The organism is Gammaproteobacteria bacterium (ex Lamellibrachia satsuma), from assembly GCA_019623805.1.
In the GTDB taxonomy this organism is placed as follows: Bacteria; Pseudomonadota; Gammaproteobacteria; order Chromatiales; family Chromatiaceae; genus QGON01.
Window position 1 is genome coordinate 1912967 of record CP053680.1, and the last position, 25680, is coordinate 1938646.

Sequence of the window (25680 nt, forward strand, 5' to 3'; positions counted from 1 at the left end):
ATTAAGAAACACCATTTTCACCTCGAAGGACACTATGGGAAGTTACGGACTTCAAGACTAGCGTCGATCCTTTATCTCAATTTCCAATGAACGCAACTTACGATAGAGATGGGTACGCTCCATCCCCACATCCTTTGCCATGCGGGAAATATTGCCTTCATGTTTTTGCAACTGGTATTCCAGATAGGCCTTTTCAAACTGCTCCCTGGCCTGCCTCAACGGCAGATCGAAGGAGACCACATCGCCCCCACCATCGCCGCTTCTGAGCTCCGGCGCTCCCAGCGCCGCCTCGACTTCATCCTGTGAGACCTCGTCTCCCGCACCGAGAATCAGCAGTCGCTGCACCAGATTTTTAAGCTCTCGTACATTGCCGTACCAGGGGTGGTTACGCAGAAAATTCTGTGCACCCACATTGAAACGCCGGTAGGGCAGCTTTTCATGTGCGACGAAATGATCGACGTAGAAATTAAGCAGATCAGGCACATCCTCCGGGTGCTCCCGCAGGGGAGGCACACGCAGGGGAACTACGTTCAGATGATAGAACAGGTCTTCCCGAAAATCCCCACTCTGCACCGACTCTTCGAGGTTTTTATGGGTTGCGGCGATGATGCGCACATCGATGCTCACCGGGTCGGTGCCACCCACCCGCAGAAAGGCGCCGGTATCCAGCGCGCCCAACAGCTGGGACTGCGCCTCCAGATCCATATCCGCCACCTCATCCAGAAACAGCGTACCACCGGCAGCCTGCTCAAGGCGGCCATAGTGGATACGCCCCCCCTCCTCGCTACCGAACAACTCCCTGGCAGAATTTTCGCTGGCGATGGAAGTCACCGCCACATCGACGAATGGACGGTCCCTGCGCACGCTCTGCATATGGAGATAGCGGGCCAGCGTCTCCCGGCCGCTGCCGGGTTCACCGGTGATCAGCACCCAGGTATCGTGCTGGGCAATCCGCTTCACCTGCTCCTTCAGCCGCTGCATCATCGGGCTCTTGCCGGTCGGCTCATGTACCGGCATGGAGTGGCGGCGCAGCCCCACATTCTCCTGCTTCAGCTGCTCGGCCTCCAGAGCACGCTCCACCGTCAGCAGCAGCTTGGCCAGTGAGAGGGGTTTCTCCAGAAAATCATAGGCCCCAAGTCGGGTTGCCTCCACAGCCGTCTCCACTGTGCCATGCCCCGACATCATGATGATCGGGCAGGGCAGGCCCTCATCCTCACCCCACTCTTTCAGCAGGGTGATGCCGTCCACGTCCGGCATCCAGATGTCGAGCAGTACCAAGTCGGGACGACGATCCCGCAAGGCCTGACGGGCAGACGCGCCGTTCTCTGCGACCACCACTTCGTGGCCTTCATCCTCCAGGATCTCTTTGACAAGATTGCGGATATCCGGCTCGTCATCCACCACCAGAATATGGGATGCACTCATTATTGTTCTTCCTCCGTACTGCACAGCATGGGCAGCTGTAGGGTCAGACAGGCACCGTCTGAACAGTTCTCGGCCCAGATGATACCGCCATGCTCCTCCACAATCTTCTTTACGATCGCCAGCCCCAAACCGGTACCTTTTGGCTTTGAGGTTACATAGGGTTCAAACAGATGTTGCAGCATCTCTTCACTGAAACCGGGTCCGTTGTCCTGCACCCGCATCTCAAAAAAGGCATGGTCTGCCCGTTCAATGATCTGAGTGGAAACCGATACACAACCATTATCCTGGCTGGCAACCGCCTCTTGGGCATTTTTCACCAGATTATGCACCACCTGGCGCAGCCGCAGGGAATCTGCTTCAATCTGACTGGTACCGGCCTGCAAAGAGACATCGAGACAGACCTCCTTATCTATACCCCTGTAGAGATCCACCACCTCGCTGATCAGCCTATCGGCCTGCAAAGGTTTAGCCTGCATCTGGGGGGGGCGCGCATATTCAGAGAAATCATTGACCATCTCCTTCATCGCCTCCACCTGCTGTACGATGGTGTGGGTTGCACGGTCCAGTACCCTGGCATCCTGCTCCGGCATGGTGTGAAGATATTTGTGCCGCAGGCGTTCCGCCGAGAGCTGGATCGGCGTCAACGGGTTCTTGATCTCATGGGCAAGACGACGCGCCACTTCACCCCAGGCCGCATCCCGCTGAGCGCGGATCAGGGCGGTGACATCATCGAACAGGATGATGAGCCCGTTACGTCCATTGGGTTGCGCAAAGGGTGTGCTCCTGCAGATCAAAACCTTTCTCCCCTCACCGCCGAAGAGCGTCACCTCACCCTTCCACTCTTCGTTTGGATTCAATAGCGGTGTCTGCAGGATCTCCACAAACTGGCGCAGCACAGGGGAACCCAGCGCCAACTCCTGCAACTGCGCCCCAATCAGGCTACCAAGATCGCTCCCCAGGATCTTTCCCGCAGCCGGGTTGGCAGTCTGTAGATTGCGCGTGGCATCAAAGGTCAACACACCGGAGGAGAGGCTGCCAAGCACAGTTTCCAGGTAGGCACGTTGCCCTTCCACCTCGCGCTGACTGCGATCCGCCTGATCCCTGGCCTGAGCGATGCGTCGGGTCATGGCGTTAAACGAGGCGACCAGAAAGGCCAGTTCGTCAGCCCGGCGCGGCACCGGCAGCTGACGATCGTAGTCACCTTCCGCTACCGCCCGGGTGCCCGCCGCTATATTAGCGATAGGCGCCACCATGCGACGCGCCGTGAAGAAGGCGGCCCAGATCGCAGACAAGACACCAAACAGCAGCACCAGCGACAGGGTCAGAGAGAAATTCCACTTCAGCGACTGCCGCAGAAACCCCAACTCCTTGTACCGGTTGTAGGCCAGCTCCAGTTTCTCCGAAAGCCCGCTGATGCGGGTTGATGTCGGGTAAAGTCCCTGCAGGATAAAAGGTCGACTCAACGGATCCCGCACCGCGACCCGAATCATCAAATCATCCTTTCCGTGCTCCAAAGCCACATAATCATTACCCGTGCGCAACTGCTGGCGGATCTCACTGTCCGGGACACCCGGCGCAAGCACGGTCGGGTCTACATTGGCGTAGGCGATGATCTGTCCACCCGGATCGGTAAGCGCCAGCTCCACTGCCCCTGACTGCTGCCGCAGTTCGGCAATCGCCAGGGAGAGGGCCGACTCCGACTGATCATCGATACTGCTCAACAACTGCTCAGTGTATTTGAGCAGCAGCCGCTGATTCAGGCCCAACGCGGACTGGCCCAACTCACGGGCATCCTCCATCGCCCGGTCGATATCCACATCGAACCAGCTGTCGATGCCCGCCTGGAGAAAACCGAAAGAGTAGTAGTAGACCACCCCGACAGGCCCCAGCGAGATAAAACTGAACAGCGCCACCATGCGCAGGGTCAGGCGGGATCCCGCCCGCTGCCGTGCATATTGTCTTATCAGGCGGATACTGTTGTAAAAGATCAGCCCGAGCAAGATGAACATGCCGGTGATGGAGACCACCAGCAGAGGCACGAAATAACGACTCAGTTCAGCGGAATTCTGCACCGCGCTGCTCATCAAATGCAGCGACACCAACAGCAGCAGCAGCAGCAGTGCCACTGACAGACCGCCCAGACGCATTGATTTCAGGGTTGTAGAGGCCATCGGGTCCACCCGGTTGTCAGTTTCCAGCCTGTGCCGAGATAGGCCATGGGACGCAACGGCAGCGGCAGGGATTCGATATCCAACCCTGCCCGCAGCCGCAGCTGATAGGACTCACCATTTATCAACTCTGCCTGCATCACCAGCGCCAACTCATCAATTTCTCCCAACGCCCGCAGTGCGGCATCACGGGTGACGAAACTCTGCTCCTCACCACTCTGCAGATCCACCACCCGGTAGAGTCCGGTCAACGCCAAAAAACGGATCTGGTAGCGCAGATAACCTTCATAGGGCAGCGGCTCCCAAAACCGGTGCCAGGTCTTCTCTACGATGAGATGTACCTCCAGCGTCAGCGGCACTCCATTACTGAGTGCCTCCAGCGCCTGCTCGCTCAATTGAAAATCGATTTGGGCACTCATCAGGTAACGCTGGTCCTGTAACTCTATCTGTACCTCCTTGACCGTAAAGTCGGCGGACCAGGCTGACGTTCCCAAAGAGAGCAGGAGGCAAAACAGCAATAGACGGAGTGCCCCGATCATTTCTCCCTCTTCTGCAGACAGGCGTAGTAGAAACCATCCATGGAGGAGTCTCCCGGTCTGATCTGACGTCCCGGAGCACAGGCTTCACCCCATGGCGCATCAATCCCGCACTCTCTGGCGCTCTCCTCTGCAGCCAGAAAAGCGGTGACCTGCTGTTCATTCTCCTCCGGCAGAATAGAACAGGTCGCATAGAGCAGACGGCCACCCGGCTTGAGCAGTGACCAGATAGCCGTCAGGATAGACCGCTGCAATACCACCAGTGGCGCAATATCCTCCTCCCGGCGCAGATACTTGATATCGGGATGGCGGCGAATGACGCCGGTGGCGGAACAGGGCACATCGAGCAGGATTCGGTCGTAGGTCTGCGCTGACCACTCTCCGGACGGCGCCGCAGCGTCACCTTCGGCCAGGGTGGCTGAAAGTCCCAGCCGCTCAAGATTCTCCTGCACCCTCAGCAGTCGTCGCCCATCCACATCGAGAGCTGTCAACCGCAACTCTTGCGCCAATTCGAGCAGATGTCCACTCTTGCCGCCGGGTGCGGCGCAGGCATCGAGCACCATCTCTCCGGGCTTGGGACCCAGCAGCTCCGCCGCCAATTGGGCACCGCCATCCTGCACCGAAACCAGGCCATCGTCGAAACCGGGCAAACTGCCCACATCGAGCGGCTGATCGAGCACAATCCCTGAGCGGGTGGCTTCGATAATCTGAGCCCCAATCCCGTTATCCGCAAGTTTCTGCAGATAGTCGTCACGGCTACCAAGCTGCTGATTAACCCGTAGGCTCATGGGCGGCCGACTGTTGAGGGCCTCAACGGTCTCCTGCCAGTTTTGCGGCCAGTGTTGTTGAATGCGCTGCAGCAACCACGCCGGCATACGGTAACGCACTGCGGGATCGGCATCGACCTTTGCCAGCAACGTCTCCTGTTGCCGTTGAAAAGCCCGCAACACGCCGTTGACCAGGCCTACGGCCCAGCGCTTGCCCAAGCGTTCCGCTGCACCGGCACTCTCATGCACCGCAGCGTGATCCGCCACACGCAAATACAGCAACTGATAGAGGCCGATGAAAAGCAGTGCCTGAATATCGAAATCCTTCGGTTTCAGAGGCTTCTTCAACAACTGCCGGGTCAGCGCTTCCAGCTGAGGATGCCAACGCATCACCCCATAGCAAAGCTCCTGGGCCAGGCCCCGGTCCTTGGCATCCTCCAGTTGCGGCAGCAGACGTGCGCTTGCCTCCGACAAGGAGTGTCCCCCCAGCACATCTTTGAGAACCCTGGCCGCGACCGACCGCGAATCTTGTTTTTTTGCCACTCTTAGTACTCCAGCAAAGTCATATTTATGGAGTACTAGCCCAACACCACGCCATCGACCCGATGTGCGTTGAGAAAGTCGGCGGCACTCATGGCACGCTTGCCCGGCATCTGAAGTTTTGTAATGCGTAACAGGCCCTTCCCTGTGACGACATCGAAACCCTCCCGTCCGCTGGCGACGATGGTCCCCGGCTCAGCCTGAGTATCACCATCCAGAGACTCACACTCCCAGATCCGCATCACCTTGCCGTTGAAATCTGCCTGGGCAACCGGCCAGGGGTTGAATGCCCGCACCTGTCGATCGATCTGTTTTCCGGGTTTCGACCAGTCGACACGCGCCTCCTGCTTGTCGAGTTTTTTTGCGTAGTTCGACTGGCTGTCATCCTGAGACTCTGCCTCAACACTCCCGTCGACAAGTCCAGGCAGCACCACGAGCAGCGCTTCCGCACCCAACCCAGCCAGCCGGTCATGCAGGGTTCCGCCGGTATCACTCTCCGTGATCGGACAGCGTTGGATGTGCAGCATGGGCCCGGTATCGAGCCCCGCCTCCATCTGCATGATGGTGACCCCAGACTCGCTGTCGCCGGCCAAAATTGCGCGCTGAATCGGCGCTGCGCCACGCCAGCGCGGCAGCAGGGAGGCGTGGATGTTGATACAACCGAGTCGTGGCGCATCCAGCACTGCCTGGGGTAACAGCAGGCCGTAGGCCACCACGACCATCAGATCCGCTTGCAGATCAGCCAGTTCGGCCTGTTCCGCTTCGCTCCTGAGACTCTTGGGCTGGCGTACCTCGATCCCATACTCAAGGGCCAGTTGTTTTACCGGGCTTGCCATCAGCTTGCGCCCGCGACCCGCCGGCCGATCGGGCTGAGTGTAGACTGCCACTACCTGGTGCTCAGTCTGCAACAATGCCTGCAATGCCTCGGCTGCGAACTCCGGGGTGCCTGCAAAGATGATCTTCAGGGCATCTGTCATCATTTTGTTCCTGAGTTATTTCCTATCGCCATACAACCGGCCACTTTGAGAACAGCGTCTCAGCAGCCGGGATGATGGCGGATAAATATTATCTGGACCAATGGGCAGCGGTTCAGATCACCTGATGTGAGCCGTCTGCATCCACCGCCTTTTGGCGACTCTCCTTCTCAAGCCGTTTGCGGATGCGCTGGCGTTTGAGACTGGAGAGGTAATCGACAAACAGCTTGCCATCCAGATGATCAATCTCGTGTTGAACGCAAACCGCCAACAGGTCGTCACTCTCCATCTCAAAGGTTTTGCCGTCGCGACTCTGTGCCCGGAACCGCACCCAGGCCGCACGGGTCACCGGCTCATAGATACCCGGCACGGAAAGGCAGCCTTCATCCATCTTCTCTTCTCCCTCGCGCACAAGTATTTCCGGGTTGATCAGACAGAGCGGCTCATTCTTCTCTTCCGAGATGTCGATCACCACCACCCGTTTCGCCACATTGACCTGGGTGGCCGCCAAACCGATTCCTGGGGCTTCATACATGGTTTCGAACATGTCATCCACCAAGCGGCGAACGGAGTCATCCACTTCCGGCACGGGCTTGGCCTTGTTGCGCAGTCGGGGATCGGGGAAGTGGAGTATGTCGAGAATGGTCATTCGTTTTCCAGAATCTGCCGGGATCATGCCCGGCGTAAAAAGTTATCCAGTCGCTTACAGACACAGGCCGATAAACATGGCACTGTGTGATTATCAAGTTTCCATCTTACCGGCCGAAACCTCTTATTGGAGCGGTTTTTCGAGACCCAGTTATAGAACAGTTGCAAGAAATTGCGCTAACATTATGATCATATTGGAATCTGCGGGCAATTTCCGGCAACAAAAAACCTTTTACAGTCTACCGGATTCGGATCTCAGCCAAAGGAATCATCATGCCTTATTTTAGCCACAAACTGCTGGGAGTCATCCTCGGCCTTCTCATCTCCGGCCAGGTCTTGACCGTTGCGGCCGTGGAGTTAAACCCAGCGCACCCGGAAAGTTATGAGGTGGTGAAGGGCGATACCCTGTGGGATATTTCAGCCCGCTTCCTGCGCGAACCCTGGCTGTGGCCGGACGTGTGGTATGTCAATCCCCAGATCGCCAACCCCCATCTGATCTATCCTGGCGACCTGATCGTCCTCACCTATAAGGATGGCAGGCCAATACTGAGCCTGCAGCGGGGCTCCCAACATCTCAAACTCTCCCCCAGGATCCGCTCCACCGCTCTGGACACGGCAATCCCGATGATCCCCATCGACGCCATCGCCCAGTTCCTGACTCGCCCCTATGTGATGGAGAAAGAGGAGATGGAAATGGCGCCCTATGTGGTCCACTTCCTCGATGATCATATCGTCGGCGGCGCCGGCATCCGATTCTACGCCCGCTCCATCGAGTCTGAAAACCCACTCAGATACGAGGTTATCCGTCCTGGCAAACCTTATAAGGATCCGGAGACGGACGAACTGCTCGGTTATGAAGCCGCTTACATCGGCGCCGCCGATCTGCAACGCACCGGCGACCCCGCCAAACTTGAGCTGGTTTCCACAACCATGGAATCGGTGATCGGCGATCGACTGTTGCCAGTCACCAAAGGCGTACCACTTAACAGCTTTCAGCCCAGGGCAGCCGAGGCGAATCTGGAGGGCCGAATCATCTCAGTGATCAACGGCGTCTCCCAGATTGGTCCATATAATGTTGTCGTGCTCAACAGAGGAGGTCGCGACGGCCTGGAACCGGGGCATGTCATGAAGATCTTCCAAGGTGGAGAGATGATCCGGGATGTGGTCGCTGGCGGCGGCAAGACCGTCAAGCTGCCCCTGGAAGAGGCCGGCTTGCTGATGGTCTTTCGGATCTTCGACCGTGTCAGCTTCGCCTTGATCATGCATGCCACCCAACCCCTTCATGTGCTGGACTGGGTGCGTTCACCTGAAGGCTGATATCGGCCCAATCACCACGAGGAAAGAAATTGTCATGGATGACAAAGCAAGCAGCCTGCGGGCTGACCCGGATTCCTGGCTACTAATCCTTCAGACACCGGGGATCGGCTGTCGCACCTATCTCAAACTGTTACACTTTTTTGGCTCGCCTGAAAAAGTCCTCGCTGCAACTCGCGCCGAGCTGCAGGATCTCGGCCTGCAGCAAAAGAGTATCGACTACCTCTTTGCCGGAAATCTCAATGGCATACAGCTATCCCTGGAGTGGCTGGGCCAGCCGGATAACCACCTGCTGACTCTGACGGAAACTGGCTATCCCCCTCTGCTGGCCGCGATCACGGATCCACCACCTCTGCTGTTTGTGCATGGCGATCCAGCACACCTCTGCCAGCCGCAACTCGCTATTGTCGGGAGCAGGAACCCCTCTCCCGCCGGTCTCAGCAACGCACGCAACTTTGCTGCCTATCTTGCCGGTGCAGGCATCACGATCACCAGCGGCCTGGCGGTAGGAATCGATGGCGCTGCCCATGAGGGCGCACTGCAACAGGGCGCCACTATCGCAGTCACCGGCACGGGACTTGACCGCGTCTACCCGGCCAGTCACCGTGACCTGGCGCACAAAATCGCCAAAAACGGCCTCCTTGTCTCCGAGTTTCCGCCGGGGATCCCACCCAGACCGGAGAACTTTCCCCGCCGCAACCGGATTATCAGCGGTCTGTCTGTAGGCACCCTGGTGGTGGAGGCCGCCCTACAGAGCGGCTCCCTAATCACCGCCCGGCTCGCAGTGGAGCAGGATCGTGAGGTTTTCGCCATCCCCGGCTCTATCCACAACCCTCAGGCCCGCGGCTGCCATGCCCTGATTCGCCAAGGCGCGAAGCTGGTGGAGACCGGCCAGGACATCGTTGACGAGTTATCCTCGCTGCTTGGCACGATGGATATTCCCGCACCGGCCCACACACTTGAGAGTGAGAACCCCGGCTTTCAGCTCGACCCAGACTACCGTAAATTATTGGACTCCATGGGCTATGACCCCATCTCTGCCGATGCCCTGATCGCTACGACGGGTTTGACCCCAGAAGCAGTTTCGTCCATGCTGCTATTGCTCGAACTGGAAGAATATGTATCATCCGCACCCGGCGGGTACTATTGCCGCACCGAAAAATCGTAATTCCCGCGACAGTGGGAGAGAGAGCGCATGAACGAGAACGTGGTCGACATCCTGATCTACCTCTACGAGAACTACATGGATGGTGAACAGGCTCCCCCCGCAGATCATAATGACCTGCGCGACGAGCTTGCCCAAGCAGGTTTTCCCTCCGGCGAGGTGGAAAAGGCCTTCAGCTGGCTGGACGAGCTTGCCGATAGTTATCAGGCACCGGCAGGTAGCTCCTGCGGGGATCACTCTCTGCGCATCTACACCGATGAGGAGCACACCCGCCTGGATGCAGACTCCCGTGGCCTGCTGATGTTTCTGGAGCAAAACTCCATCCTGACCCAGACTGCACGGGAGCTGGTCATCGACCGGGCGCTGGCACTGGATACGCCTTTCATCACGGAAGAGGAGCTGAAATGGATCGTATTACTGGTCCTGATGAATCAGCCCGGCCAGGAAGCAGCCTTCGCCCGCATGGAAGACATGGTCTACAACGAAGCCCCTGTCTACCTGCACTAAACCTAACTGAACAATCCATACGCGGGGCGCCTGCTGTCCCGCGTTTTTTTATTGAAGCCAACATAACCCCATGAATCTGGTCATCGTCGAATCACCGGCAAAATCCAAAACCATCGAAAAATATCTGGGAAAGGATTTTGCAGTTCTCGCCTCCTACGGTCACGTCAGGGATCTGATCCCCAAGGAGGGCGCTGTCGATACCGATCACAACTTCGACATGAAGTACCAGGTGATCGAAAGGAACGAGCGCCACGTTCAGGCGATTTCCAAGGCATTGAAAAAGGCCGACACACTCTATCTCGCAACCGATCCGGACCGCGAGGGTGAAGCCATCTCCTGGCACCTTGTGGAACTGCTCAAGGCCAAGGGCAAGCTGAAGAACAAGACAGTGCTCCGGGTGGTATTCAACGAGATCACGAAGAAGGCGGTCAACGACGCCATCGCCAACCCGCGGGAACTCTCACACGACCTGATCGATGCCCAGCAGGCACGCCGCGCGCTCGATTATCTGGTGGGTTTCAACCTCTCCCCACTGCTCTGGAAAAAGATACGTCGGGGCCTCTCCGCCGGTCGTGTACAGAGCCCGGCCCTGCGCATGATCGTGGAACGGGAACTGGAGATAGAGGCCTTCAAGGCGGAAGAGTTCTGGACCATCGAGGCCGATACCGAAAAGGACAATCAGCCCTTCAGCGCCAAGCTTACCCATTTCCAGGGCGAGAAACTGGATAAATTCAGCATCACCAACGAAGGCGATGCAAGCAAGACAGAACAGGTTCTACAGGCAGCTGGCAAGAACTGCCTGCTGATTGCCAAGGTCGAAAAGAAGCAACGGCGCCGCAATCCGGCACCGCCATTCACCACTTCCACCCTGCAGCAGGAGGCGGCCCGCAAGCTCGGGTTCACTACCCAGCGCACCATGCGCGTCGCCCAACAACTCTATGAGGGTGTCGACGTGGGGGAAGGCACCGTCGGCCTGATCACCTATATGCGTACCGATTCGGTAAATCTGGCGAATGAAGCGTTGGAGGATTTCCGCACCTTTATCGCAGAACGCTACGGCAATGACCAGCTACCCAAAGAGGCCCGTCATTTCAAGACCAAGGCAAAGAACGCCCAGGAGGCCCACGAGGCCATACGCCCCACCGCAGTCGAACGCGTCCCTCAAGAGATCAAAAACCACCTGAGCAAAGATCAGGCACGACTCTATGAATTGATCTGGAAACGGGCAGTGGCCTGCCAGATGATCCACGCAACCATCCACACCGTCGCGGCGGATCTGCAGTGTGGTGAAGGTAATATCTTTCGGGCCACCGGCTCCACCATTGCCAAACCCGGCTTTATGGCGGTCTACCTTGAAGGTAAAGACGACGCCGCCAAGGGTGCCGGGGACGAAAAGATGCTGCCGCCCCTCAACGAGGGTGAGACCTTGCCACTCAAAGCGATCCGTCCGGAGCAGCACTTTACCGAACCGCCGCCAAGATACAGCGAGGCAAGCCTGGTAAAGGCCCTGGAAGAGCATGGCATCGGCCGCCCCTCCACCTATGCTTCGATCATCTCCACACTACAGGACCGCGAATACGTCACCCTGGAGAAGAAGCGCTTCCAGCCAACCGATGTCGGCCGGGTGGTCAACAAGTTCCTGACCGACTACTTCACCCGCTACGTGGACTACGATTTCACCGCGAAACTTGAAGACGAACTCGATGCCGTATCCCGAGGCGAAGAGGACTGGGTGCCGCTGCTGCAGAAATTTTGGGGGCCTTTCAAGGAGCGTATCGACCATACCCAGGAGAACGTCAAACGCAGCGACGTTACCCATGAGGCTCTTGACGAGAAGTGTCCGAAGTGTGGAGAACAGCTCTCGATCCGTCTCGGCCGCCACGGTCGATTCATCGGTTGCACCAACTATCCTACCTGCGACTACACCCGCGACCTCAACGACAACGCTGAAGAGCGTGAGGAACCGGAGATCGTGGAGGGGCGCCAGTGTCCCGAATGCAGCTCGGATCTGGTCATTAAAAAAGGCCGCTACGGCAAGTTCATCGGCTGCTCAGGCTATCCCAAGTGCCGCTATATCGAACCGTTGGAGAAACCGGAAGACACCGGCGTCAGTTGTCCCAAGTGCCACAAGGGCAACCTGCTGAAGCGCAAATCACGGCGCGGTAAAATATTCTATTCCTGCTCCACCTACCCCGACTGCGACTACGCGATCTGGAACCTGCCGGTGGCGGAACCCTGTCCCAAATGCGGCTGGCCGGTACTGACCATCAAAACCACCAAGCGCAATGGCACGGAAAAGGTCTGTCCGCAGAAGGAGTGCTCCTTTGCCGAGCCGTACGATCCGCCGTCTGATTCCTAACTCAAATTTCGGAGCATGTAGGGTGCGCTGTGCGCACCATGATTGCTGCTTATTTCTGGTGCGCACAGCGCACCCTACCAAGCTCACCGGCATCCTACGTCTTGCTCGTTGCGCAGCAGTGAGTCATGGATTGCAGCAACGATCTCCACCGCCTCATCCATGTGCTCGAAGGTGTGGCTGCCACCCTCGTACAATTCAACCCGGCCGATATCGGCATAGATTGACTGGGTGATTCGATAGTCGATCAGCTCATCCCCCTGGTCGAGCAGGAGGGTAGTCACTATCCCGTCATCCACCCGTTCCACCTCAAACTGCCGGGTCGACTCGATATCCTCTGCTGAGAGTAAATAGCGCTCATCCAGTGCTTCGTTGTATTGCCAACCGGCAACCTGCAGCAGCAGATCCCAGGGACGCAACGCCGGGTTGATCATCACCAGGTGATCCACCGGAAATTGCCTCGCCAGATACTGGCTGTAAAACCCCCCCATGGAACTGCCGATCAGCAGCAGCGGCTCACCCCTCTTTTTCTGACGCAGAATACCCTCCAGCACCACTGAGAGGGTTGTAATCGCCGCCTCCGGCCGGTGGGCGGGATAGGTGGGGCTGACCACCACAATCGGATAGAGTCCCTCTCTGAATACCGCCGCTTTGCCGGAACTGCCTGCGCTGTTGAGCCCATGAAGATAGAGAATCACGCTACGCCCACTCATCCACACCCACCATCTCCACAGAGTAGCAACAAAAGTTGAAATACTCATGCCCATCCATACAATACGCCGCAGAAACGGTGCCCTTCGCCTCCAGAGTGCGAAGGGTTAAAAGGGAACAGGGTAAGCAAACCATCGCAAAACCCTGGCTGTCCCCGCAACTGTAAGTGAGGAGCGTCTCCCGACGATACCACTGGATGAAGATCCGGGAAGGTGGGCAGGCGCATCGATCCACAAGCCAGGAAACCTGCCGTTTCTGCGTCGCATGACCACTGAACGGGGCATTCAGTGGGGCGGAAATCCGCTGGTCGGCGCAAGAAGTTTGAAGCTTCTATCGTCGATGTGTAAACAAGCAGTCTCTTTTTCCGGTGTTTCTGCCCGGGATTGACGTCCGCCTCACATCTCCCGTTTATCGGTACAGTCCACGGAGATCTTTCATGCCTAGCCTATTGGAGAGAAAAACTCTTCTATCCTTCGCCATCTGTTGCTCCCCCATTACCTCAGCCGCTCAGGCGGGGAGCATTCAGAAACTCGACGACATCAATGTCACCGCCACCCGCACAGCCCGCACCGTCGATGAAACCCTGGCCCCGGTGGAGATTTTCACCCGCCAGCAGATCGAGCGCAGCCAGGCGAAAGATCTGATTGGCCTGCTTACAGGCAGCGCGGGCCTCGACTTGCCCATCGCCGGCGGGTACGGCCAAACCACCAACCTCTACCTACGGGGCACAGGTTCCAATCAGACCCTGGTGCTCATCGACGGGGTTAGGGTCGGGGAGGTTGTCACCAGTATTCCAGCACTGCAAAAGCTGCCCCTGGCGCAGATCGAGCGCATCGAGGTTGTACGCGGCCCCAGATCCAGCCTCTATGGCGCCGATGCCATCGGCGGCGTAATCCAGATTTTCACCCGCCAGGGCGAGCCTGGCATCAACCCCGGCGCCGTCGCCGCGATCGGCAGCAACAATACCATCGACCTATCCGCCAACCTTTCAGGCGGCAGCGAGCATACCCGTTTCAACCTGAACGCCAGCCACTTCAAAACCGACGGCATCAATGCCATCAAACTAAACAATCCCGATAGTGACGGCTATCGCAACGACTCCTTGGGCGGATCGTTCAGCCATGCTTTTGCCGGCGGGCAGAAACTTGACCTCCAGTTCATGCACGCCCAGGGTGAAACCACCTACGATGGCTTTGACCCCACCGCGGACTACCGTGAAGATTTCATCCAGCAGACGCTGAACGGCAAATTCACTTTCATGCCGATGGAGGCCTGGGACGTGACCCTCTCTGCCGGTGAAAGCCGGGACGAGTCAGATAATTACACCAACGACCTGCCTGCCGGGGAGTTCAATACCCGACGATTGCAAACCTTCTGGCAGAACGACATCTATTTTGTCGAAAACCAAATCATCACCGCCGGGCTCGACTATCTGCGCGACGAGTTGGAGAGCAGCGTCCAGTTTGCCGAGACCCGACGCGACAACAAAGCGGCCTTCGCCCAGTACCAAGGCGCCTATGGCGCTTTCAGCCTGGCCGCGGGTGCCCGCCGCGACGATAACGAAGCCTTCGGCAGCCACACCACCGGCAATGTCGCTCTCGGCTACGACCTCACCGACAGCATCCGCACCACTGCCGCTTTCGGCACTGGTTTCAAGGCCCCTGACTTCAGCCAACTCTACTGGCCCTTCTCATTCGGCTTCCAGGGCAATCCTGACCTGAAACCTGAAGAGTCGGAAAACATTGAGCTGGGTCTGAAAGGCAACCACGGCTGGGGAGGCTGGTCGTTCAACCTCTTCCAGAACGATATCGAAAACCTGATCCAGAATGTTTTCGACCCGGTCACTTTTCTACTGCAACCTGAGAATGTGGCGCAGGCCCGCATCCGCGGCCTGGAGACCAGCCTTGATACCCGCCTCGCCGACTGGGATCTCTCCGGCAGCCTGACCCTGCTCGACCCACGGGACCGCGATACCGATGAGGTGCTGCTGCGCCGCGCACGCAAGACCCTGCGACTGGATGCCGACCGTCAGTTTGGCGCAACCGGGGTCGGCATGTCCCTCATCGCCCAGGACAGCCGCACCGATCAGGATTTTTCCACTTGGCCTGCCCAAACGGTGGATCTGGCGGGTTATGCATTGGTCGGCCTGCGCGCCAGCCACCGCCTGAGCAAAGAGTGGATTGTACGCGCGCAGATCAAAAACCTGCTCGGCAAGGAGTATGAAACGGTTAAAAATTACAATTCGCTGGGCAGGGAGCTCTTTGTCTCCATCGCCTATGCGCCAAAGTAGGGGCATCCAGGCTTGCACTTAATGTAGGTCGGATTAGACGCGCTCTGGCACTATACTGGAATCCGGCTCCCTGCTTTTGTGCGCGATGTAATCCGACAAAACAGCGTCTTTCTTGCCTTCACAGCAGAATACAGGCTTCCCATTGCGCTCCCGGCTTTTTTGACCGACGCTATCGCCATGTCCCCGCTACGCCCGATCCTCCTTCTCCTCTCACTGCTGACAGTTGCAGGGTGGGTGCATGGGACGGATACGCCGCCCTCCAGAGTCGTTTCCATCAACCTCTGCACCGACCAGTTGCTGTTGATGCTGGCCGATGCAGATCAGATCGCCTCGGTCAGCTATCTTTCACTGCAGCCAGAGAGTTCATTTGTTGCCGAGGAGGCAAAACGATACCCGGTCAATCACGCCCGCCCCGAGGAGTTGCTGGCTCTCAACCCCGACCTGATCCTCACCGTTGAATTCACCGACAGGCGACTGCTCGGACTGCTTGAGAAGCTCGGCTACCGTATAGCGCAGCTTCCCATGCCCACCAGTATCAACGGTATCGAAAACAATATCCTGCGTTTGGCTGAATTGCTGGGACAACCTGCCCGCGGGGCGGCCCTCATCCATGAGATGCGATCAGCACTGTCGCAGATACCCCTCCAACCCGCCAACCAGAGACCCAAGGCCCTCTTCTACCAGCCACGGGGTTATACCAGCGGTAGCGGCACCTTGCAGAATGAGACCCTGGCGCTGGCGGGCTGGTCCAACCTGGCCACCAAACTAGGCATCAGCGGTTACAGCAGCATCGATCTGGAGAGTCTGCTGCTCGGGCAGCCCGATCAAATCTTCACCTCAACCTACACAGGGGAGACCCGATCACTGGCCCAGAGACAACTGCATCATCCTGCACTGCGCCGCATCACCCACAACCGCCCCATCATTGAGATCCCTTTCAAATATTGGATCTGTGGCGGACCAATGATTGCCGATGCGGTGGCTGAACTGCATGCCGCACTTCCGATGAAACCGTAATGTTGGGGGAGATAAGACAATCCCGGCTGCTCGGACTGCTTTGTGCGATCGCGGGCAGCCTGTTTCTATTCTCACTGCTCTTCGGCAGCCAGGCGATCCCGGCTTTCCAGGCATTGCAGGTGACATTCGACGACACCAGCAACGTACTGGCACTGATCCTGACCGAAGTGCGCCTGCCCCGGGCATTGATCGCGCTGTTCGCCGGGGCCACCCTGGGACTTTGCGGCGCCGCCATGCAGGCCATGCTGCGCAATCCCCTGGCAAGCCCAGGACTCATCGGCAGTGCCAGCGGTGCTGCCCTAGGAGCAGTTATCGCGCTCTACTTCGGCAGTGCCGCACTCTCCCAGTTCAGCCTGCCCATCGGCGGCATCCTGGGATCACTCGGCGCCACCCTGTTGGTCTATCTGCTGGCGGGACACAACGCCGGCACCCTCACTCTGATCCTCGCAGGTGTTGCGATCAACTCGCTGACCCTGGCCCTCATCTCCCTGCTGCTCAATCTCGCCCCCAGCCCCTATGCGGTGCAGGAGATCGTGCTTTGGATGATGGGCTCGCTGAGCAACAGCAGCATGGATAATTTCTGGATCATGCTGCCCGGCACCCTGCTGGGCTGGATGCTGCTGTTGCGTGTCGGCCGGGCGCTGGATGCCCTGACACTGGGAGAGGAGACAGCCCAGTCCATGGGCATAGACCTGCCCCGCCTGCGCTGGCGCATCTTTCTCGCCGTGGCACTGGCGGTGGGCTCGGCGGTTTCCGTTACCGGCGCCATCGGTTTTATCGGCCTGGTCGTGCCTCACATGCTGCGTCCGTTCGTCGGCTATCAACCTGGCAGACTGCTTGCCGCCAGCGCCTTGGGGGGCGCCATCCTGCTGCTTGCGGCCGATATCCTGGTACGCCTGCTACCCGCGCAGACAGAGATCAAGGTGGGCGTCGTCACTGCACTGGTGGGGGCGCCCTTTTTTCTCTACCTCATCATCAAAAGCAGGCGATATAGCCAATGAACCTGCTTCGCGGAACCGCACTCTCTCTCGCTTTCGAAAATCAACCAATCCTGGAGGCTGTGGATATCGAGCTGGATAAGGGCGAGATGCTTGGCTTGATCGGCCCCAACGGTGCGGGTAAAAGCAGCCTGCTGCGTTGTCTTGCCGGACTGATCCGGACTGATAATGGAGTACTTCAACTTGACGGACAGCGCCTTGAAAACATCCCACACACTGAACGGGCCAGACGTATCGCCTATCTGCCCCAGCAGACCGAGGTTCACTGGCCGCTCTCGGTGAAACGCATCATCGAATTGGGCCGCATTCCCCACCTGGAACCCTGGGGTAAACTTTCCGAACGGGATCAACAAGTAATCGAAGGCGTCATTGCGGATGCTGATCTGCTGCCATTTCGTCACCGCCCCTTCAACACGCTCTCCGGTGGAGAACGTGCCAGGGTACTGCTGGCCCGGGCACTTGCATCAGAACCTGAGATCCTGCTCGCCGACGAACCCGTGGCCGCGCTCGATCCAGCCCATCAACTCGATGTCATGGAGATGCTTGCAGTGCACTGCTCGCAAGGCAACGCTGTGATCGTGGTATTGCACGATTTACGGCTTGCCGCCCACTTCTGCCAGCGGCTGCAACTTCTGCAGCAAGGATGCACACTTGCCGCTGGAAAACCTGGAGAGGTGCTCACTCCGGACAATTTGGAGAGCGCCTACCAGATCCACCTGCCCGATAATCAAAGCGCCATCGACACCCTGCTCAACATCACCTGGAGCCGGATCAAAAAGTAGCCTGTTTCATCACGGTTTGAATATGGCCCGCGCGACAAAAAAGGTCAGCGCACTGGCAAATACCATCGCCATGAGCAACAGAGGCCAGATAGCCGGAACCAACTCCCATCCCGTCGCCATCATAACCCACTGTCCTTCGCCCGCACTCTCGGAGAGGGCGAACTGTTCCACCACAGAATCGCTGTAGATCAGCAAAAGGGCAATCAGGGAAAAATAGATGGCATAACACATGGGCGGGTTCCTGCTGCTATTCATGGTGCGCACGGCACACCCTACATCTTGGGTTCTGTCCACATAATCCAGCAAACAGGCTCAACATCCGATGATTTTCATCAATCCGGCAAATTTAACACCCATCCGGAAACCCACATCTACCCACAAAGGACACGAAGAGCACGAAGGTAAAAGATCGATTAACCATGAGTTTTCTTCGTGCGCTTCGTGGTGAAAACAGTGTTTCCTGACGGACACTAGGCAGGAGCGGCACCGACGAGGATAACCCGCTATTTAAAAAGATCTTCCGCAGCACTCAGCATGTCATCTCCAGAAGTTGCTGTAACGCCACCATAAGCCGCTTCCCAAGGCTCAAAATAGTCACAGAAATTTGGCCGCTCTTTGTCGGTCACCCGCTCGGCAACAGGTTCCCTGCAATCATTGGCCAAACCGGGTTTGTAGTAGCGGCAGTTTTTACAGGCATGGGTCGCCCTGCTGCAATCCGGACAACGCGCTTCACGGCTGAAATCTGCCGCCTTCAGGATCTGTCCACAATTCCAGCAACGACCCTGCCAGTTCTCTCTTGTCATGAAGCACTCCCTGCCTGGATATCATCGAGGCGATTTCTCATCGTGGCATAGTAGACCACCGGAATCACGATCAGGGTCAATACCGTCGAAACGAACAAGCCAAAGATCAATGATACCGCCAAACCGCTGAATATCGGATCATCGAGGATGAAAAAACCACCTGCCATGGCAGCCAGCGCAGTCAAAGCGATAGGTTTTGCACGCACTGCGGCGGCACTGACAACTGCCTCCTCAAAGCGCAAACCTTCCCGCACCTGCTGATTGATAAAATCCACCAGCAGGATGGAGTTGCGCACGATGATACCCGCCAGGGCTATCATGCCGATCAGGGAGGTGGCAGTGAACTGGGCACCCATCAGCGCATGTCCCGGCAGGATGCCGATGATGGTCAGCGGGATCGGCGCCATGATCACCAGGGGTACCAGGTAGGAACGGAACTGCGCCACCACCAGCAGATAGATCATCAACAGACCCACCGAGTAGGCGATACCCATATCACGGAAGGTCTCGTAGGTGATCTGCCATTCGCCGTCCCACTTGAGACTGTATTCATACGGGTTTTCCGGCTGGGAGAGAAACCACTGCTCCACACCCCCGTCGCCATTGAGCTGGTCGGAAATCCCGAACAGACCATAGAGCGGGCTATCGGTCTCACCCGCCATGTCACCCGTAACATAGACCACCGGCATCAGATCCTTGTGGTGGATAGAGTATTCCCGCACACGCGGCACCACCTGAACAATCTCCGAGAGCGGCACCAGCGTGCCACTCTGTGCGCGCACCCGCAGAGAGAGCACCTGCTCCAGATCCGCCTTGTCCGCATCCGAGTATTCCAGGCGAATAGGCACGGCATACTTCAGGTTCTCACCGTGAAGGAAGCTCACGTCTTCACCGCCCAATACCGTGGCCAGCGCCTCAGCAACCGTGCTTTGGGCCACACCCAGACGCGCCGCCTTGGCACGATCGACCTGTACGACAAACTTCACTGATGGATACTCGACGCTGTCATCCACATCGATGATGTCCGGGGTATTTTCAAAAACCCTGCGCGTCTCCCAGGCCACCTCCGTCTGTCCCTGGTAGTCAAGGCCATAAATCTCAGCCACCAGCGGCGACATCACCGGCGGACCGGGAGGCACTTCGACGATCTTGGCGTTACCGTTATACTCACGGGCGATTTTCTGCAACGGTGCTCGCACCGAAAGTGCTATTTCGTGGCTCTTACGCTCACGCAGATGTTTGTCCACCAGGTTGACCTGGATATCGCCCAGGTGAGCCCCCTCCCGCAGGTAGTACTGGCGCACCAGGGCGTTGAAGCCGATCGGCGACGCTGTACCTGAATAGACCTGATAGTCGGTCACCTCGTCCACGCCAGCGAGGTAGTCACCCATCTCGTCGAGTACACGGGTGGTCTGCTCCAGACTGGTCCCCTCCGGCATATCGAGCATCACCTGGAATTCTGACTTGTTGTCGAAGGGCAGCATCTTCAATACCACTGATTGGGTAACCACCAATGAGACCGAGATAGCCATGAGAATCAGGATGCCGCCCAGCAACACCCAGCGCATCAGATTACCCCGTGCTCCCAACAGAAAAGGACGCATGACCCTGTCGAAGAAACGACTGAGTCCGGTCTCCGCCTGGTCATCGTGGGCATGGGCCGCTATCTTCTCAACATGATTAGCCAACACAAGGTTGGTCAGCCAAGGGGTGAAGATAAAGGCCACCAACAGGGAGATCAGCATGCCGGTGCTGGCATTGATCGGGATCGGACTCATGTAGGGTCCCATCAGGCCGGTGACAAAGGCCATAGGCAACAGGGCCGCAATCACGGTAAAGGTCGCCAGAATGGTGGGGCCACCCACCTCATCCACTGCTTTCGGGATTGCCTCCCGCAGATTTTTCGCGCCCATCTGCAGATGACGATGAATGTTCTCCACCACCACTATGGCATCGTCGACAAGAATGCCGATGGAGAAGATAAGGGCGAACAGCGACACCCGGTTGAGGGTGAATCCCCAGACCCATGAGGCAAACAGGGTGATCGCCAGGGTAACCACCACAGCAGCGCCGACGATAAAGGCCTCACGCCAGCCGATAGCCAAAAAGACCAGTACGATTACCGAAAGGGTTGCAAACGCCAACTTGGTGATCAGTTTGTTCGCCTTTGCTTCAGCCGTCTCACCATAGTTGCGGGTGATGGTGACGTTAACCCCATCGGGAATGAAGGTGCCCTGGAGCTGTTCGAAACGCTCGATCACCGCCTTTGAAATATCCACCGCATTGGTGCCGGCCTTTTTCGCCACCGCGATGGTGACCGCCGGATATTTCCCGCCGGACGGGACGCCCTTAAGCTCACCCTGTTCACCACCGCCCATCCAGACATACTGGTTCGGCAAATCAGGTTCGTGGCTCACTCTGGCCACATCCCGCAGATAGATCGCCCTGCCCTCCTGGACACCGACCACCAGGGAGTCGATCTCCTCGGCAGAGGTGAGGAAGGTCCCCGCCTGTACCAACACTTCATGATTTTGTGCAGTTATCGTAATGTTGTCACGAATCCGGTTGCCCGCCTGCAGCGCATTGCGCAGGTCACTCAGGTCGATGTTGTGACCCGCCAGGGCCTGGGGGTCCAGCTCCACATGCACCACGCGGTCGGGGTTGCCGATGGTGTAGATATCCCGCGTCCCTGGCACCCGTTTCAGCTCAGACTCGATGGCGTGCGCCACCTGTCCCAGCTCATACCCTCCCTTCTCTGGATCTTCGGTCCACAGGGTCGCGGTAACGATCGGCACATCATCGATGCCCTTCGGTTTGATAATCGGCAGCCCCACTCCCAGATTTTGCGGCAACCAGTCCTGGTTGGAGTAGACCTTGCTGAAGAGTCGCACGATTGCGTCCTCACGATTTTCTCCGACCACGAATCTCACCGTCAGTACCGCCATACCGGGACGGGAGGTGGAGTAGACATGCTTTACACCGTCTATCTCCGACAACACCTGCTCCGCCGGCGTTGCCACCAGACTCTCCACCTCTTTTGCTGTGGCACCGGGAAAGGGAATGAAGACGTTTGCGAAAGTGACGTTGATCTGCGGCTCCTCCTCACGAGGCGTAATAAACACCGCAAAAACACCCAGCAACAGCCCCACCAGGGCCAGCAAGGGAGTAATCTCCGTAAGCATGAAACGCTCCGCGATGCGTCCCGATATCGCCAGCTTACTCATTACCGGCCTCCGCCATCTGCTGCTTCACCAGGACACCTGCCGCAATCGGATCGATCGCCACCCGGTCGCCCGCCGAAAGCCCGGCTATCACCGCCATTTTGCCGTCCTCCGACCGATGACCCGCACGAATATGGCGGAACCGGACACGCCCACTCTCCTCCATCACATAGACAGCGGTGACTTCTGAGCGATAGACCACCGCCTCGACCGGCACTACCAGTTCCCGCTTGGTGCCGGTGACAAATGCTGTCTTCACGAACATCCCGGGAAACAGGTCAGGAATACCTTCGGGCAGGTCGAGCCGCACCTTGAAAGTATTGCTGCCGTGGTGTGCAAAGGGGAAGATGGTGAGCTTGGTCGCTTCCACGAACACACTATCCGGCTGCAATACCCGTGCCTTGCCGGTCTTGCGAATGATGGGGATAAGACTCTGTGGTACGTCCACCAACACCCGTAGCTGATCCAGCGAGGTGCCGCTCATCAGCTTCTGTCCCGGTTGGGCGATCTCACCCACCTCGATAAGGCGATGGGTCACAATGCCACTATAGGGCGCACGGATTTTTGTGTACTCCAGTTGCTCACTGGTCTGTACCAAGCCTGCACTGGCGGCATCGTGACGGGCACGGGCCGACTTCAGGCTTGCATTCGCCTTATCCAGCTGCGACTGAGAGACCAGCTTTTTGCCTGACAGCTCCTTGGTGCGCACATATTCATCTTTTGCCTCCTGCAATCGAGCCAGGGCCTCCTTCAGGTCGGCTTCGGCCTGCTGCAGGCGCGCCTTCTGCTCGGTATCTTTCAGGGTGATGAGTAACTGTCCATTTTCGACATAGTCATCCACATCGAAGAGTATCTCCTGCACCTGACCCTGAGTCTGAGCGGAGACCGTAGTCTGATTGATCGCTTCCACCACACCATCGAGACGAAACTCCCTTGGAGTCTCACGGAAATCTGCCTCCACTGTGGTCAATTCAGCAGATGCTAACAGCGGGAACAGGCTGAGCATGACAAAAAGCCACTGCCGCCAAACTTGCGTATTTAATTTCATGGGATTATCCCGATTGATATATTAGATTTTGCTTATATTAGACCTAAATCAGGATAATTCAAGTTTCTTATGCCCCATAAAATAAATTTTGGTCACAAAATAACGCTCAACCCACCCGCTCTGGTAAGGTTTGCAATCAAAATAATGGAAACACCGATATCCCATGCAATACCAGGACCTGCGCGACTTTATCCGGCAACTTGAATCCCGGGGTGAACTGAAACGCATTCAGACGGAAGTTGACCCCAACCTAGAAATCACCGAAATCTGCGACCGTACCCTGCGGGCTGGTGGACCTGCTCTGCTGTTCGAAAACGTAAAGGGTTCAGACCATCCGCTGCTGGGCAATCTCTTCGGCACCCCGCAACGGGTCGCCATGGGCATGGGCGAGGAAACTGTAGAGGCGCTACGGGAGGTCGGCAGACTGCTGGCTTTTCTGAAAGAGCCCGATCCGCCAAAAGGGATGAAGGACGCCTGGCAGAAACTGCCGATCTTCCGGAAGGTATTGGATATGGCGCCGAAGGAGCAACGCAATGCCCCCTGCCAGGCGCAGATCCTTGAAGGCGATGGCGTTGACCTGGCCGATCTACCAGTGCAAACCTGCTGGCCTGGGGATGCCGGCCCACTGATCACCTGGGGACTGGTGGTGACCCGGGGGCCCAACAAGTCACGCCAGAACCTGGGCATCTACCGAATGCAGGTTATCGGGCGCAATCGTGTCATTATGCGCTGGCTGGCCCACCGGGGAGGTGCTCTGGATTTTCGGGAGTGGAAGGAGAGCCATCCGGGAGAGTCCTTCCCTATTGCTGTGGCACTTGGTGCAGACCCTGCCACCATTCTGGCTGCGGTAACGCCGGTGCCAGACACACTTTCAGAATACGCCTTCGCCGGGCTGCTGCGGGGCAGCCGCACTGAGGTGGTGAAGTGTATCGGCTCAGACCTGCAGGTACCTGCCTCAGCAGAGTTTGTGCTGGAAGGCCACATCCATCCGGATGACATAGCGCCGGAAGGCCCTTTCGGCGATCACACCGGTTACTACAACGAGGTGGAGCACTTTCCGGTCTTCACCATCGAGCGCATTACCCACCGCGAGGATCCTATCTATCACAGCACCTATACCGGGCGGCCACCGGATGAACCTGCGATTCTCGGGGTGGCACTGAACGAGGTCTTCGTGCCGATCCTGCAGAAACAGTTCCCGGAGATTATCGACTTCTACCTGCCGCCGGAGGGCTGCTCCTACCGCATGGCAGTGGTGAGCATGAAAAAGCAGTATCCGGGGCACGCCAAGCGGGTGATGATGGGAATCTGGTCCTTCCTGCGCCAGTTCATGTATACCAAGTTCGTTATCGTAGTGGACGATGATGTCGATACCCGCGACTGGAACGACGTCATCTGGGCCATGACCACCCGCATGGATCCAGTACGGGACACCACGCTGATCGAAAACACGCCTATCGACTATCTCGATTTCGCCTCACCGGTCTCAGGGTTGGGTTCAAAGATCGGTTTCGACGCCACCAATAAATGGCCGGGAGAGACAAACCGGGAGTGGGGCACACCCATTCTCATGAAAGAAGCGGTCAAGCTGCGGGTCGACGACATTTGGGACGAACTCGGTATCGACTCACCCTGAATGCCGACCTCCTCAGGATTAGCTACAATTCGAAGTGGTAATCCGTCCAACGACCATTAGGAAACTCGCCATGCACACCATATTGCTGATGAATGCCAAGGGCGGATGCGGAAAAACCACACTGGCAACCAATCTTGCCACCTGGTATGCGGACGAAGGACTCATTGTGGCCCTCGCCGATTTCGATCCTCAGAAATCCTCGCTGGACTGGCTGGAGGCACGCCAGGACTATGAAGGCATCCCCGACATCCAGGCGATCGATGCCACCGGCGAACCCATCAGGACAAAGAAGGGAACCGACCTGCTGATCATGGACGCCCCGGCCGGCACCCATGGCAAGGCGATCAACAAGATGTTGAGGCGGGTGGATACCCTGGTGCTGCCGGTACTGCCTTCGCCCATCGATATCCGGGCCTGCAGCCGCTTTCTGGAAGAGCTCCTGAGTAGCGGGCGCGTCTCCCGGCACCAGACCCGCATCGGCATCGTCGCCAACCGGGTACATGAAAAGACAATCATCTACCACGAGTTGGAAAAATTTCTCGGCCACCTCAAAGTGCCTGTAATCACCCATCTGAGAGAGAGCAAGAATTACATCCAGTCGGCAGAGCGGGGTTTGGGCATTTTCGAGCTGGCGCCCTCACAGGTCTATCAGGATGTCATTCTGTGGGATGCGTTGTTCGACTGGCTCAATATCAAGATCTAGGAGTCTGTCGGATTTAACCAGTCCCATTTGATAAAATACTGTAAGCCAAAGAATAACGAACCGAAGTCAGT

Annotated in this window: 21 protein-coding genes and 1 riboswitch; of the genes, 10 read left to right on the forward strand and 11 right to left on the reverse strand. The window is 57.5% G+C overall.

Annotated features, from left to right (window positions below):
• Nucleotides 1-57: 57 nt before the first annotated feature.
• From HPY30_08170 to HPY30_08195, 6 genes are all read right to left on the reverse strand, one after another.
• Nucleotides 58-1425, reverse strand: a complete 1368-nt coding sequence (locus HPY30_08170; GenBank protein ID QYZ65963.1) for a sigma-54-dependent Fis family transcriptional regulator — start codon at nucleotides 1423-1425, stop codon at nucleotides 58-60.
• The gene (locus HPY30_08175) at nucleotides 1425-3596 is read right to left on the reverse strand and encodes a HAMP domain-containing protein (protein QYZ65964.1); all 2172 of its coding nucleotides are present in this window, start codon (nucleotides 3594-3596) and stop codon (nucleotides 1425-1427) included. The genes HPY30_08170 and HPY30_08175 overlap by 1 nt, the downstream gene beginning before the upstream one ends.
• Nucleotides 3578-4132, reverse strand: a complete 555-nt coding sequence (locus tag HPY30_08180; protein QYZ65965.1) for a DUF4390 domain-containing protein — start codon at nucleotides 4130-4132, stop codon at nucleotides 3578-3580. Before HPY30_08180 ends, HPY30_08175 begins: the two co-directional genes overlap by 19 nt.
• Nucleotides 4129-5439, reverse strand: a complete 1311-nt coding sequence (gene rsmB / locus HPY30_08185) for a 16S rRNA (cytosine(967)-C(5))-methyltransferase RsmB (protein QYZ65966.1) — start codon at nucleotides 5437-5439, stop codon at nucleotides 4129-4131. Before rsmB ends, HPY30_08180 begins: the two co-directional genes overlap by 4 nt.
• Before the next feature lie 35 nt (nucleotides 5440-5474).
• A complete protein-coding gene (gene fmt / locus HPY30_08190) occupies nucleotides 5475-6413 on the reverse strand; it encodes a methionyl-tRNA formyltransferase (GenBank protein ID QYZ67962.1) in 939 nt (312 codons plus the stop codon).
• A 112-nt stretch (nucleotides 6414-6525) separates the two neighbouring features.
• Nucleotides 6526-7059, reverse strand: coding sequence for a peptide deformylase (locus tag HPY30_08195; protein QYZ65967.1), 534 nt, complete (start codon nucleotides 7057-7059; stop codon nucleotides 6526-6528).
• Nucleotides 7060-7331: 272 nt separating this feature from the next.
• Between HPY30_08195 and HPY30_08200 the strand changes: the two genes are divergently transcribed.
• From HPY30_08200 to topA, 4 genes are all read left to right on the forward strand, one after another.
• Nucleotides 7332-8375 (forward strand): LysM peptidoglycan-binding domain-containing protein, encoded by a 1044-nt coding sequence (locus HPY30_08200; protein QYZ65968.1) that lies wholly within the window; start codon nucleotides 7332-7334, stop codon nucleotides 8373-8375.
• A gap of 34 nt (nucleotides 8376-8409) precedes the next feature.
• The gene (dprA, locus tag HPY30_08205; GenBank protein QYZ65969.1) at nucleotides 8410-9540 is read left to right on the forward strand and encodes a DNA-protecting protein DprA; all 1131 of its coding nucleotides are present in this window, start codon (nucleotides 8410-8412) and stop codon (nucleotides 9538-9540) included.
• Between the two features lie 27 nt (nucleotides 9541-9567).
• Nucleotides 9568-10044, forward strand: coding sequence for a DUF494 domain-containing protein (locus HPY30_08210; GenBank protein QYZ65970.1), 477 nt, complete (start codon nucleotides 9568-9570; stop codon nucleotides 10042-10044).
• A gap of 70 nt (nucleotides 10045-10114) precedes the next feature.
• The gene (topA, locus tag HPY30_08215) at nucleotides 10115-12403 is read left to right on the forward strand and encodes a type I DNA topoisomerase (protein ID QYZ65971.1); all 2289 of its coding nucleotides are present in this window, start codon (nucleotides 10115-10117) and stop codon (nucleotides 12401-12403) included.
• 83 nt (nucleotides 12404-12486) lie between these two features.
• Here the strand turns inward: topA and HPY30_08220 are convergent, their stop codons facing one another.
• Nucleotides 12487-13098 (reverse strand): alpha/beta fold hydrolase, encoded by a 612-nt coding sequence (locus HPY30_08220; GenBank protein QYZ67963.1) that lies wholly within the window; start codon nucleotides 13096-13098, stop codon nucleotides 12487-12489.
• A 73-nt stretch (nucleotides 13099-13171) separates the two neighbouring features.
• Nucleotides 13172-13380: riboswitch (cobalamin riboswitch) on the forward strand.
• A 167-nt stretch (nucleotides 13381-13547) separates the two neighbouring features.
• Between HPY30_08220 and HPY30_08225 the strand changes: the two genes are divergently transcribed.
• From HPY30_08225 to HPY30_08240, 4 genes are all read left to right on the forward strand, one after another.
• Nucleotides 13548-15401 carry a TonB-dependent receptor gene (locus HPY30_08225; GenBank protein QYZ65972.1) on the forward strand — a complete coding sequence of 618 codons (1854 nt, stop codon included), beginning with the start codon at nucleotides 13548-13550 and terminating at the stop codon, nucleotides 15399-15401.
• Between the two features lie 78 nt (nucleotides 15402-15479).
• Nucleotides 15480-16418, forward strand: a complete 939-nt coding sequence (locus HPY30_08230; protein QYZ65973.1) for an ABC transporter substrate-binding protein — start codon at nucleotides 15480-15482, stop codon at nucleotides 16416-16418.
• Nucleotides 16418-17419 carry an iron ABC transporter permease gene (locus HPY30_08235; GenBank protein ID QYZ65974.1) on the forward strand — a complete coding sequence of 334 codons (1002 nt, stop codon included), beginning with the start codon at nucleotides 16418-16420 and terminating at the stop codon, nucleotides 17417-17419. Before HPY30_08230 ends, HPY30_08235 begins: the two co-directional genes overlap by 1 nt.
• Entirely contained in the window at nucleotides 17416-18198 is a 783-nt protein-coding gene (locus tag HPY30_08240; GenBank protein QYZ65975.1) for an ABC transporter ATP-binding protein, read from the forward strand. The genes HPY30_08235 and HPY30_08240 overlap by 4 nt, the downstream gene beginning before the upstream one ends.
• A 9-nt stretch (nucleotides 18199-18207) precedes the next feature.
• On the opposite strand, the gene HPY30_08245 is transcribed toward HPY30_08240, so the two are convergent.
• The 4 genes from HPY30_08245 to HPY30_08260 form a co-directional block, all read right to left on the reverse strand.
• Nucleotides 18208-18429 (reverse strand): hypothetical protein, encoded by a 222-nt coding sequence (locus HPY30_08245; GenBank protein QYZ65976.1) that lies wholly within the window; start codon nucleotides 18427-18429, stop codon nucleotides 18208-18210.
• A gap of 272 nt (nucleotides 18430-18701) precedes the next feature.
• Entirely contained in the window at nucleotides 18702-19001 is a 300-nt protein-coding gene (locus tag HPY30_08250; protein ID QYZ65977.1) for a hypothetical protein, read from the reverse strand.
• The gene (locus HPY30_08255; protein ID QYZ65978.1) at nucleotides 18998-22225 is read right to left on the reverse strand and encodes an efflux RND transporter permease subunit; all 3228 of its coding nucleotides are present in this window, start codon (nucleotides 22223-22225) and stop codon (nucleotides 18998-19000) included. The genes HPY30_08250 and HPY30_08255 overlap by 4 nt, the downstream gene beginning before the upstream one ends.
• The gene (locus HPY30_08260) at nucleotides 22218-23270 is read right to left on the reverse strand and encodes an efflux RND transporter periplasmic adaptor subunit (protein ID QYZ65979.1); all 1053 of its coding nucleotides are present in this window, start codon (nucleotides 23268-23270) and stop codon (nucleotides 22218-22220) included. Before HPY30_08260 ends, HPY30_08255 begins: the two co-directional genes overlap by 8 nt.
• Nucleotides 23271-23433: 163 nt before the next feature.
• On the opposite strand from HPY30_08260, the gene ubiD reads away from it, so the two are divergent.
• The gene (gene ubiD, locus HPY30_08265) at nucleotides 23434-24906 is read left to right on the forward strand and encodes a 4-hydroxy-3-polyprenylbenzoate decarboxylase (protein QYZ65980.1); all 1473 of its coding nucleotides are present in this window, start codon (nucleotides 23434-23436) and stop codon (nucleotides 24904-24906) included.
• A gap of 70 nt (nucleotides 24907-24976) precedes the next feature.
• Entirely contained in the window at nucleotides 24977-25609 is a 633-nt protein-coding gene (locus tag HPY30_08270; protein ID QYZ65981.1) for an AAA family ATPase, read from the forward strand.
• Nucleotides 25610-25680: the final 71 nt, after the last annotated feature.